13 protein-coding genes are annotated in these 9,877 nt (G+C 68.6%); 7 read left to right on the top strand and 6 right to left on the bottom strand.

Annotation, left to right across the window (positions count from 1 at the left end):
- Window positions 1-96 precede the first annotated feature (96 nt).
- From ABJK26_RS01375 to ABJK26_RS01360, 4 genes are all read left to right on the top strand, one after another.
- Window positions 97-1,089, top strand: a complete 993-nt coding sequence (locus ABJK26_RS01375) for a hypothetical protein (protein ID WP_347240403.1) — start codon at window positions 97-99, stop codon at window positions 1,087-1,089.
- 38 nt (window positions 1,090-1,127) lie between these two features.
- Window positions 1,128-2,192 (top strand): radical SAM protein, encoded by a 1,065-nt coding sequence (locus ABJK26_RS01370; RefSeq protein ID WP_347240402.1) that lies wholly within the window; start codon window positions 1,128-1,130, stop codon window positions 2,190-2,192.
- Window positions 2,193-2,219: 27 nt separating this feature from the next.
- On the top strand, window positions 2,220-2,648 hold the full coding sequence (locus ABJK26_RS01365; RefSeq protein ID WP_347240401.1) for a cytochrome c: 429 nt from the start codon (window positions 2,220-2,222) through the stop codon (window positions 2,646-2,648).
- Between the two features lie 80 nt (window positions 2,649-2,728).
- Complete coding sequence (locus ABJK26_RS01360) at window positions 2,729-3,583, top strand: hypothetical protein (protein WP_347240399.1); 855 nt, start codon at window positions 2,729-2,731, stop codon at window positions 3,581-3,583.
- Here ABJK26_RS01360 and ABJK26_RS01355 read toward each other — a convergent pair.
- From ABJK26_RS01355 to ABJK26_RS01340, 4 genes are all read right to left on the bottom strand, one after another.
- Entirely contained in the window at window positions 3,558-3,890 is a 333-nt protein-coding gene (locus ABJK26_RS01355) for a NifB/NifX family molybdenum-iron cluster-binding protein (RefSeq protein ID WP_347240398.1), read from the bottom strand. The genes ABJK26_RS01360 and ABJK26_RS01355 overlap by 26 nt on opposite strands.
- 28 nt (window positions 3,891-3,918) lie before the next feature.
- The gene (moaC, locus tag ABJK26_RS01350; RefSeq protein WP_347240397.1) at window positions 3,919-4,392 is read right to left on the bottom strand and encodes a cyclic pyranopterin monophosphate synthase MoaC; all 474 of its coding nucleotides are present in this window, start codon (window positions 4,390-4,392) and stop codon (window positions 3,919-3,921) included.
- A gap of 71 nt (window positions 4,393-4,463) precedes the next feature.
- Window positions 4,464-5,672, bottom strand: a complete 1,209-nt coding sequence (locus tag ABJK26_RS01345; protein WP_347240396.1) for an MFS transporter — start codon at window positions 5,670-5,672, stop codon at window positions 4,464-4,466.
- Window positions 5,673-5,682: 10 nt separating this feature from the next.
- Window positions 5,683-6,516 carry a universal stress protein gene (locus ABJK26_RS01340; RefSeq protein ID WP_347240395.1) on the bottom strand — a complete coding sequence of 278 codons (834 nt, stop codon included), beginning with the start codon at window positions 6,514-6,516 and terminating at the stop codon, window positions 5,683-5,685.
- A gap of 33 nt (window positions 6,517-6,549) precedes the next feature.
- Here ABJK26_RS01340 and folP point away from each other — a divergent pair, with 33 nt between their 5' ends.
- The 3 genes from folP (at window position 6,550) to ABJK26_RS01325 (ending at window position 8,456) form a co-directional block, all read left to right on the top strand.
- A complete protein-coding gene (gene folP, locus ABJK26_RS01335) occupies window positions 6,550-7,374 on the top strand; it encodes a dihydropteroate synthase (protein ID WP_347240394.1) in 825 nt (274 codons plus the stop codon).
- A gap of 9 nt (window positions 7,375-7,383) precedes the next feature.
- Window positions 7,384-7,740: a dihydroneopterin aldolase gene (gene folB / locus ABJK26_RS01330; RefSeq protein WP_347240393.1), complete on the top strand. Its 357-nt coding sequence runs from the start codon at window positions 7,384-7,386 to the stop codon at window positions 7,738-7,740.
- Between the two features lie 173 nt (window positions 7,741-7,913).
- Complete coding sequence (locus ABJK26_RS01325) at window positions 7,914-8,456, top strand: NYN domain-containing protein (RefSeq protein WP_347240392.1); 543 nt, start codon at window positions 7,914-7,916, stop codon at window positions 8,454-8,456.
- 33 nt (window positions 8,457-8,489) lie between these two features.
- Here the strand turns inward: ABJK26_RS01325 and ndk are convergent, their stop codons facing one another.
- Both ndk and ABJK26_RS01315 read right to left on the bottom strand, forming a co-directional pair.
- Entirely contained in the window at window positions 8,490-8,903 is a 414-nt protein-coding gene (gene ndk, locus ABJK26_RS01320) for a nucleoside-diphosphate kinase (protein ID WP_347240391.1), read from the bottom strand.
- Between the two features lie 21 nt (window positions 8,904-8,924).
- Window positions 8,925-9,848, bottom strand: a complete 924-nt coding sequence (locus ABJK26_RS01315; RefSeq protein ID WP_347240390.1) for a PP2C family serine/threonine-protein phosphatase — start codon at window positions 9,846-9,848, stop codon at window positions 8,925-8,927.
- Window positions 9,849-9,877: the final 29 nt, after the last annotated feature.

Below are 9,877 nucleotides of genomic sequence, written 5' to 3'. Positions count from 1 at the left end.
GCGCAGGGTCATGCCCCTTCTTTACCCCAGGAGCCGCATATCGGTCAAGTCTGGGAAGTGGCCGCCATCGCCTGTAGAATCCTGTAGAATGGGGGTATGAAAAAAAGCCTCGCCCTCCTCGCCCTAGGCCTTTCTGCCCTGGCCCAAGAGGTGGCGGTCTACCCCGGCTTCGCCGAGGTGAAGGAGCCCGTGGACCTTCCCGCTGGGGCCTGGGTCTTTCTGGCCGGGGAGAAGTTTTCCCGCATCCTCCCGGGCTCCTTGCGCCTTATTGGGGTGGAGGAAACGGAACGGGTCTTCCAGGGAAGCGCCGTGCTCTTCCGCTACCGGGGGGAGGGGAAGGCGACGCTTCGCTACCTCTATACGGGGCTTTCCGGAGAGGTGTTCTACACCCTTGAAGAAGGCCAGCTCACCGCCTGGGCCCGCCTTAGGCTTGAAGGGGAGGCCTTGAGGGCGGAAAGGCTCACCCTCTTCGCCGGGGAGGTGCGGGCCCGGGCCGTCCCCCAGGCTGCCCTCCGCGCCCTGTCCCTGGAGGAAACCCCCGCCTCAGAAAGCCCCTTTGGCCTCTTCCGCTACGAGCTTCCCCCAAGGACCCTCTTCCCCGGCACCACCGAGCTTCCCTTCCTCAGAAAGGAGGTGGACCCGGAGAGGCTTCTCCGCTACCAAGGCCCCTTCCGCGCGGAAAGCCTCCTCCCCTTGGAGCGGGGCTACCGCTTCAGGGCGCCTTTCCCCCTCGCCCCCGGGGGGCTCGAGGCGGTGGAAGGGGGGCTTTTCCTGGGCCAGGCCCTCCTCCCGGCCACGCCCCAAGGGGAGGTGGCGGAGGTCTGGCTCGGCCAGGACCTGATGGCCCGCCTCGGCCGGAAGGTGGAGCTTCTGGCCCAGACCGAGAAGGAGGCCACCTACCGGGTGGAGACCCGCCTGGAAAACCCCTACCCCTACCCCGTTCACCTCCTCCTCGCCGAAACCTTTCCCCGGGGCTTCCGGCTGGACTTCCCCGGGGCGGTCCTCGTGCCGGAGGGGTACCGCCTCGAGGCGGCCCTGAAGCCCAAGGAAGCCCGCCTTTTCACCTACCGCCTCGCCCTGCCCCGCTAGGGACACCTGTCCCCCAACCCCTCCCCCATCCTTAGGGCATGAAGCCCGACCTCCACCGCTTCCCCCTCCTGGTGGCCTGGGAGATGACCCGGGCCTGCCTTCTGGCCTGCCTCCACTGCCGGGCCTCCGCTGAGCCCGACCCCCTCCCCGGGGAGCTTTCCACGGAGGAAGGCCTAAGGCTTTTGCGGGAGCTGGCCACCTACACCCCCAAGCCCATCCTCCTGCCCACGGGCGGCGACCCCCTGGCCCGCCCCGACCTCTTCCTCCTCTTGGAAGAGGCCAGGCGCCTCGGCCTCAAGGTGGGCCTCACCCCCGCGGTTACCCCCAGGCTTACCCGAGAAGTGGTCGCCCGCTTCCGAAAGCTCGGCGTTCACCAGATGGCCATCTCCCTGGACGGGGCAAGCCCCGAGGCCCACGACGGCTTCCGGGGCGTGCCGGGCACCTTCGCCCTGGCCCTTAAGGCCTTGGACTGGGCCCGGGAGGTGGGCCTCATGACCCAGGTGAACACCACCGTGTCCCGCCGCACCTGGAAGGAACTCCCCGGTATCGCCGCGATCCTGGCGGAGAAGGGCGTGGCCACCTGGGAGGTCTTCTTCCTGGTACCCGTGGGCCGGGGGGCCCTTTTGGACCAGCTCTCCCCGGAAGAGTACGAGGAGGTCATGCACCTCCTCTACGATCTCTCCCGCCGCTACCCCTTCAAGGTGCGCACCACCGAGGGCCCCATGTTCCGCCGGGTAGCCCTGGAGCGCCGCCGGAGGGAAGGAGGAGAGGACGGGGCTTTGGTGGGGGAGGGGCGGGGCGTCCACCTCTCCGACGGCTTCGGGTTCGTCTTCGTCTCCTCCACGGGAGAGGTCTACCCTTCCGGGTTCCTCCCCCTCTCTGCCGGGAACATCCGGGAAAAACCCCTCCTGGAAATCTACCGAGAGAGCCCCCTCTTCCGGGCGCTCCGCGACAAGGACCTCCTGAAAGGAAAGTGCGGCGCCTGCGAGTACCGGGGGATTTGCGGGGGGAGCCGGGCCAGGGCCTGGGCCGAGACCGGAGACCCCTTGGCCGCCGACCCGCGGTGTGCCTACACCCCCCAAGGACAAATGCCCCTAGCCTGAGGCCCGGGGGGGCCCTATGCTTGGGGTATGCGGCGCCTAGTTTTCCTGCTCCCCTTCTTGGGGCTGTTGACCTTGGCGCAAAGCCCTGGGGCCAAGCTCTTCTCCGCCCACTGCCAGAGCTGCCACCAGGCTCAAGGCCAGGGCCTCCCCGGGGCCTTCCCGCCCCTCACCCACCTGGACAAGCTGGTCCAGGCCAAAGGGGGCCGGGAGTACCTGATCCGGGTGGTGCTTTACGGCCTCCAAGGGCCCTTGACCGTGAAGGGAAAGACCTACAACGGCGTCATGCCTACCTTCCGCCAGCTCAAGGACCAGGAGGTGGCCGACCTCCTCAACCACGTCCTCACCGCCTTCGCCAAGTCCAAGGCCAAGCCCATCGCCGCCGCCGAGGTGAAGGCGCAAAGGGCCAGGGCGTTCTCCCCGCAAGAAGTCCTCAAGTCCCGTCCCCCGGTCAAGTAGACCGGTGTACTCCCTCCCCCCGGGGCCTTAGGCCCCGGGCCACCCTTTCCAGCCGCCCCGGAGGGATAATGGCCTTAGGCATGGGCCCAGGGTTTCACCGCCTTTACGCGGACCGCCTGGCCTGGCGCTACCGCCTCGGCCTGGCCTTGGGCCTGGCTCTGCTGGGCCTTCTCCATCCCACTTGGGCCCTAGCCTCCCCCCTTGCCCTCCTGCTTCCTGCCCGGCCCTTTGAGGGCCAGGCCCTAAGGGCCATCGCCCGGAAAAGCCTCGCCTACCCCACGGCTTTGGCCTACGGGGAGGAGCGCCTTTGGCAGGAGGCCAGGCGCGCGCGGGTGGAGCTCCCCTCTTTTCCCGGCTGGCTTCTTCTGGCCTACCTCCTGGTCCTGGTTCTGGCCCTGGCCCCCGCCCTCTGGAAGGACCCGGGAGGCGGGACCTGGCTCCCGCCCGGGGTGGAGCGCACCGTGGAGCCCGCACGGGAAGCCTCCTCGCCGGAGGGGAAGGGCCCTCGGGATGAGGGCCAGGCCGGGGCCGAGGCCACGCAGGGCGGCCCTCCGGGCCCAACCCCTTCTTCCTCGGGCACGAAAACCCCTTCTTTCCCGGGGGGACGGGAGGAAAGGGAGGCCCCCGCCTCCGGCCAGGAAGGGGGGCGTCCCGGGCCAGGGGAAGCCCCCTCGGGGCAGCGCCCGCAGGGAACCCCGAGGCTAGGGGAGAGGGAGACCCAAGGCCCTTCCCTCGAGCCTCCCCCCCTCCCCTCGGGGCCGGAGGAGGGTCTGCTCTCGCCGGAGGACCAAGGAGGGGCCTCTCCCCTACCCACCCCCTGGCCCCAAGGCCAGCCGCCGGAGAGGGTGCGGCAGGGGGTAGAGGTCTACCTGGAGCGCACCCCCCTTTCCCCGGAGGACCGCGAGCTCCTCAGGCGCTATTTTGGCGTTCCCTGACCCGCTCCAGGGCCTCGGCCACGCTTACCGGGCCCACCTCGAGGCGGTCCGCCAAAGGAAACGCCCCCAAGGACCCCCCGTGGCCGAAGCGGGCTCCCACCCGTAGGTCCACGTCCTTAAGGAGCTCCCGCATCCTTTGGTGCTTGTCCCCCCCTTCCATGGCGGCGTAGGGGTTCTCCCGCACCTCCAGTAGGCGGGGCTTTCCGTCCTCGGCCACCTCGTAGATGGCGAAGCGGGGAGCGTGGCCGAAGGGGCCGGGATACACCTTGGTCTCGTCCCGCTTGGCGAGGGCTATGGCCAGGCGCATGCCCTAAGTATACACCTTGGGGGTACCTTTACTCCTCCCGCCGCCACTCCCCGCTCTTTCCGCCCGCCTTGTGGAGGAGCCGCACCTGGGAGATCACGAGCCCCTTGGAGGCCGCCTTGAGCATGTCGTACACGGTCAGGGCGGCCACGGCGCAAGCGGTGAGGGCTTCCATCTCCACCCCCGTCTCCGCCTTGGTCCTCACCGTGGCCTCTATGCGGACCCGCCGGACCTCCCGCTCCAGGGCCACCCTCACCTCCACCCCGGTGAGGGGCAGGGGGTGGCAGAGGGGAATGAGGTCCGCGGTCTTCTTGGCGGCCATGATCCCGGCCAGCTGGGCCACCGCCAGGGGATCGCCCTTGCCCACCCCGCCCCCTTCCAAAGCGGCCAAGGCCTCTTCCGTGAGCTCCACAAAGGCCTCGGCGGTGGCGGTGCGGAAGGTGGCGGGCTTCTCCGTGACGTCCACCATGTGGGGTTTGCCGTCCTTGAAGTGGGTGAGGTCCATGGCCTTAGTGTAGCGGCCTAGGGGCAGATAGGACGTCTTGGCGGTAGAGGCGGGAATCCCGTTCAGGGCGCTCAACGGGATCGGCGGATGCCCGCCACCAAGAACGCCCCTAGGAGGAAGAAGGTCCCCGCCAAGAGGAAAAGCGCCCAGTAACCCAGCCCGGGCTCCCGAGCGTTCAGGAGGTCCAAGGGGCGGCCGAAAGCCCCGGCCAGCACCTGGGGCACCACGATGGAGGTCTGCCAGAGGCCCATGTCCGTGGCGTGGGCCCGGGGGTCCTTGAGGACGTCGGAGACCAAGGCCCAGTCCACCGCCAAGTACACCCCGTAGAAGAGGCCGAAGAAGAGGGAGAGGGCAAGGAGGACCTCGTAGCGGGGGAAGAGGAGAACAAAAGGCATCAGAAGCCCAAGCCCGGCCCCGGAGAGGTAGATGAGGGGCTTGCGGCCCAGGCGGTCCGAGGCCCTCCCCGCAGGCACGCTGGCCAAAGCCGCCCCCAGGGAGATGAGGAGGCCCAGAAGGGCCACCGCCTGGAAGGGCTCCTCCGTGAGCACCCGCCCCAGGACGGTGAAGACCCCCACCACGTCGGCCAGAAAGTACTGGAGGTAGGTCTGGGCCAGGTAGAAGCCCAGCATGACCAAGAAGCGGGTGAGGTAGACGAGAAGGAAGTCCCGGTCGCGCCAGGGAGCGGCCACGGCGGCGAGGAAGGGGCGGGGGCTGGCCTGGGGCAGGCGCTCGGGCACCAAGGGGAGGCTAAGGGCGGCCCCCAGGAGGTTGACCAGGGCCGCCAGGTAGGCCTGGGGCGCCAGGGAAAGCCCAAAGCCCACCGCTCCCCCCAGCACCTGCCCCAGGACCTGCAAGGCCCCCATATACCCCGAGGCCTGGCCCCGTTCTCCCCTGGGCACCAGGTCGGGGATGAGGGCGGAGTAGGGGCCGGTGGCCAGGTCGTCCGCGAGCTGCAGGAGGAGGTAGGCCCCAAGGAGCGCCCCGTAGCTCGGGGCGTGGACCAAAAGCCAAAGGGTTAGGGCGGTGAGCAGGCTCCCCCAAAGGAGGAAGGGCCTCCGCCGCCCCAGGCGGTCCGAAAGGTAGCCCATGAGGGGCGGGCCCAGGATGGCCATCACCGCCCCTAAGCCGAAGAGGAAGCCGAGCCTCGAGGCCTTTTCCTCCGGGGGGGAGACCTCCGCCACCTTGGCCGGGAGGAGCACCAGGAGGACCAGGAACCACTTGAAGCTGGTGGCGAACCAGTAGGCGGATAGGGCAAGGAACCAGCCGGGCCCGTGGCGCATGCGCCCCACCTTACCAGACCGCGGCCTCCGGGACCACCAAAAGGGGCAGGGGGCTTCGCAGGGCGAGGACCTCCACCATCCGCCCCAGGCGGTGGCGCCAGGAGCTTTTGGCCTTGGAGCCCAGCACCAAGAGGTCCGCTCCCCGGGATTCGGCCAGCCTCAAAAGGTCCAGCTCTTCCTCCCCCCAGGTCACCTCCACCGCCCCGGTGGCCCGGAGAAGGCCTTCCAGGTGGGCCCTCGCCCTTTCCAGGACCTCCCGGGCAGAAAGCCTCGCCGGGTCCAGGTAGGTGGGGAAGCAACACCCCCCTTCCCTGCTCACCAGGTGGAGGCCCAAAACCTCCGCCCCTAGGGCCTTGCCCCAAGCCTCGGCCACACGGAAGGCGGCCAGGCTTGCGGGGCTGTCGTCCAGGCCCACGGCGATGCGGTCCACCCGGGTAAGCGCCCTGGGCAGGAGGAGGACGGGCACTTCCCCCCGGTGGAGGAGGTAGCGGACGAGCCCTCCCCTGGCCATGGCCTCGAGGGGCGCCTCCCCGCCCCGACCCAGAAGCACCAGCTTGCTCTTTAGAGCCTCGCCCGCCACCGCCTGGGCGGGAAACCCCCGAAGGACCTGGGCGGGAAGACCGGTGGCGCCAAGGGCCTTTTCCACCTCGGCCTCGGCGAGGCGCAACACCTCTTCCGCCCTAGGGGCTAGGTGGGGAAAACGCCTCCCCAGGGCCTCCCAGTAGGAGGCGGGCACCACGTGGAGCAGCAAGGCGGGTACTCCTAGGCCCCTTTCCAGAAAACGGGCGCTTTCCACCACGGCCTCGAGAGCCTCTCCCAGATCCACCGCTGCCAAAAGGCGCATCCTTCACCCCCTCGCCGCCATTATAATCCGGGCGTGCTTTGGCTTAGGGACCGTACCTTGGACCTCTCCGAACCCCGGCTTATGGGGGTTCTCAACCTCACCCCCGATTCCTTCTCCGATGGGGGCCTCTACTTGGAGCCGGAAAAGGCCCTGGCCCGGGCCAAAGCCCTGGTGGAGGAAGGAGCGGATCTCCTGGACCTGGGGGCGGAATCCACCCGGCCTGGGGCGGTTCCCGTGCCGGTGGAGGAGGAAAAGAGGCGGCTTCTCCCCGTCCTGGAGGCGGTGCTGGAACTGGGGGTTCCGGTGAGCGTGGACACCCGTAAGCCCGAGGTGGCCGAGGAGGCCCTAAAGCTCGGGGCCCACCTCCTGAACGACGTCACCGGGCTTAGGGACGAGCGGATGGTGGCCCTGGCGGCCCGCTTTGGGGTGGCGGCGGTGGTCATGCACATGCCCGTGCCCGACCCCGCCACCATGATGGCCCACGCCCGCTACCGGGACGTGGTGGCGGAGGTGAAGGCCTTCCTTCAGGCCCAGGCGGAAAGGGCCCTTAAGGCGGGGGTGCCCCAGGTGGTGCTGGACCCCGGGTTTGGCTTTGGCAAGCTCCTCCCCCACAACCTGGCCCTCCTCAAGCGCCTCGAGGAGATCGTGGCCCTGGGCCACCCCGTTTTGGTGGGGCTTTCCCGCAAGCGCATGATCGGGGAGCTCACCGGGGTGGAAGCGCCCAGGGACCGGGTTTTGGGCTCGGTGGCCGCCCACCTCTACGCGGCGCAGAAGGGGGCGAGGCTGCTAAGGGTACATGACGTGCGGGCCCACCGGGAGGCCCTGGCGGTCTGGAAGGCCCTCACCGCCCCAGACTAGGAGGTGAGGATGGGAGAGATCGCCCTTTTGGGCCTGGAGTTCTACGGGCACCACGGGGTCATGCCCGAAGAGGGGCGGCTCGGGGCCCGCTTCGTGGTGGACCTCTGGCTCACGGTGCCCTTTGAGGGCAAGGGGGACCGCCTCGAGGAAACCGTGGACTACGCCGCCGTCTACGCCCTGGTGGAGGAGGCGGTGCGCCACCGCCGCTTTTACCTGATAGAAGCCCTGGCGGACCACCTGGCGGAAGCCCTCATGGAGGCCTTTCCCCGCCTCCAGGCGGTGAGGGTGCGGGTCCACAAGCCCCACGCCCCCATTCCCGGCGTCTTCCGCGACGTGTACGCGGAAACGCAAAAAAAACGCTCCTAGAGCGCATTTTCCCTCATCTTGCGCTCATGGGAAAGGCGTGGTAGGATTCCCCTGCCCAGTAAGGACTAAGCCGAAAGCGGTATACCTCCCCCACCGCTCAAAGGAGCGGTGGGCTATAAACCTTCTCACCCTTAGGGGATAAACTGAGGGTGCCCGGGAAGGGGCGGGCCCGTATGGAAAGGGTAGCCATATTTATCGACGGCTCCAACCTCTACAAGGGGTTGGTGCAGCATCTGGGTTCGGACTATCGGCTGAACTTCGTGGAGTTCATCACCCTCCTCGCCGCTGGGAGAAAGCTGCTTCGAGCTTACTACTACAACGCCCCCCTGCCCCCCGAAGACCCCGCCGCCAAGGCCCACCAGAGCTTCCTCAACTACCTGAAGCGGGTGCCCTACGTGGCCGTGCGCCTGGGAAGGCTGGAAAGGCGGGCGGACGGCTTCGTGGAGAAGGGGGTGGACATCCAGATCGCCATCGACATCCTGCGCCTGGCCTACGCCGATGCCTACGACGTGGCGGTCTTGGTCTCCGGGGACGGGGACTTCGCCGAGGTGGTGCGGGTGGTGCAGGACATGGGCAAGCAGGTGGAGAACACCACCTTCCACGCCCTCTCCTCCCACCGCCTGGCCCAGCAGGCGGACCGCTTCTACCCCCTGGACGACTTCCCCTGGGAGCGCCTGCGGGCCCAGACCCTCCCCCAGGGGCCGGAGGAGGGCTAGGGGCGGCACGGAGAAGGCCTTTTCGGGGCGGTCTTAAAGCAGCTCCTCGGGGCGGAAGAAGAGGGCGATCTCCCGCTCGGCGTCCTCCGGGGTGGCCGAGCCGTGAATGACGTTCTCATCAATGGTGGTGGCGTAGTCCCCCCGGATGGTGCCGGGGAGGGCGTCCTTGGGGTGGGTGGCCCCCATCATCTTCCGCACCTCGGCCACCACTCCCGGGCCCTCCAGGACCATGGCCACCACCGGACCCGAGGTGATGAAGCCCACTAGGCCGGGGAAAAAGGGCTTCTCCCGGTGTTCGGCGTAGTGCCGCTCGGCAAGCTCCCGGGAGATCTTCAAGAGCTTGAGCCCCACCAAGCGGAAACCCTTGCGCTCAAAGCGGGCCAGGATCTCCCCCACCAGGCCGCGCCGGAAGCCATCGGGTTTGACCATCACGAAGGTCCGTTCCATACCCCTAGCAGTCTAGCAGCCTCAGGGGCGGAAGTAGCCCAGGAGAATGTAGGCCACCACCACGATCCAGAGGAGGATGAGAAGGAAGTCCCGCCAGTCCATCCGGGGCCTTCGGGGTTCCAGGACCTGGGTGGGGAGCTTCTCGGGCTCCTCCCCGAGCTTGAGGCGCACCGGGGCTCCCCGGGCGGCCTCCAGGGGCAGGGCGTAGGGGCGGGTGGACTCCGGGAGGTCCTCCGGCACCCGCACCACGATGGCGCTGATGTTGTCGGGCCCGCCCCACTCGTTGGCCAGCTCCACCAGACGCCGGGCGGCTTCCTCGGGAGGAAAGTTCTTCAGCGCCTCCTTGAGGGTCCGGTCCTCCAGGACCCCAGAAAGCCCGTCGCTGCAAAGGAGGAAGGTGTCCCCCGGGGAGAGCTTAAGCCCCAGCAGGTCCACCCGGGCCTGGGGAAAGGAGCCCAAGGCGTTGGTGATCACGTTGCGCCATCGGTGGGTCCGGGCCTCCTCCACGGTGAGGAGGCCCTGGCGCACCCTTTCCGCCACCCAGGAATGGTCCTCGGTGAGGAGGCTGAACTCCTCCCCCCGCAGGAGGTAGGCCCTCGAGTCCCCCACGTGGGCCACAAGGGCATAAGGCAGGTCCAGGAGAAGGCAGGTGGCGGTGGTGCCCATGCCCCGGTTCTCGGGGCGCTGGGCCTCCTGGTGGATGCGGGCGTTGGCCCGCTCAAAGGCCTCCAGGAGAGCCTTGGGGGAGGGCTCGGCTTCGTGGAAGTGGCCGAGGATGCTCTCCACGGCGAGCCTGGCCGCCACCTCCCCGGTGCGGTGCCCCCCCATCCCGTCGGCCACCACGAAGACCCCACCCCAAGGGGTGAGGAGGTGGCCCACGGCGTCCTCGTTTTTGGAGCGCTTGAGGCCGGGGTGGGTCCTTTCGGCGAAGACGAGGCCGGGCACGAAGAAATACTATCACCCAAGTTGCTACC

It is taken from the genome of Thermus sp. (genome assembly GCF_039793865.1).
Classification (GTDB): Bacteria; Deinococcota; Deinococci; order Deinococcales; family Thermaceae; genus Thermus.
This window is presented reverse-complemented; position numbering and strand designations above follow the sequence as displayed.

Coding starts and splice junctions, on each gene's coding strand:
- ABJK26_RS01360 (WP_347240399.1), top strand. CDS start 2,729: ATGGGCCCAGGGTTTCACCGCCTTTACGCGGACCGCCTGGCCTGGCGC.
- ABJK26_RS01355 (WP_347240398.1), bottom strand. CDS start 3,890: ATGCGCCTGGCCATAGCCCTCGCCAAGCGGGACGAGACCAAGGTGTAT.
- ABJK26_RS01345 (WP_347240396.1), bottom strand. CDS start 5,672: ATGCGCCACGGGCCCGGCTGGTTCCTTGCCCTATCCGCCTACTGGTTC.
- ABJK26_RS01340 (WP_347240395.1), bottom strand. CDS start 6,516: ATGCGCCTTTTGGCAGCGGTGGATCTGGGAGAGGCTCTCGAGGCCGTG.
- folB (WP_347240393.1), top strand. CDS start 7,384: ATGGGAGAGATCGCCCTTTTGGGCCTGGAGTTCTACGGGCACCACGGG.
- ABJK26_RS01375 (WP_347240403.1), top strand. CDS start 97: ATGAAAAAAAGCCTCGCCCTCCTCGCCCTAGGCCTTTCTGCCCTGGCC.
- ABJK26_RS01370 (WP_347240402.1), top strand. CDS start 1,128: ATGAAGCCCGACCTCCACCGCTTCCCCCTCCTGGTGGCCTGGGAGATG.
- ABJK26_RS01325 (WP_347240392.1), top strand. CDS start 7,914: ATGGAAAGGGTAGCCATATTTATCGACGGCTCCAACCTCTACAAGGGG.
- ndk (WP_347240391.1), bottom strand. CDS start 8,903: ATGGAACGGACCTTCGTGATGGTCAAACCCGATGGCTTCCGGCGCGGC.
- ABJK26_RS01365 (WP_347240401.1), top strand. CDS start 2,220: ATGCGGCGCCTAGTTTTCCTGCTCCCCTTCTTGGGGCTGTTGACCTTG.
- moaC (WP_347240397.1), bottom strand. CDS start 4,392: ATGGACCTCACCCACTTCAAGGACGGCAAACCCCACATGGTGGACGTC.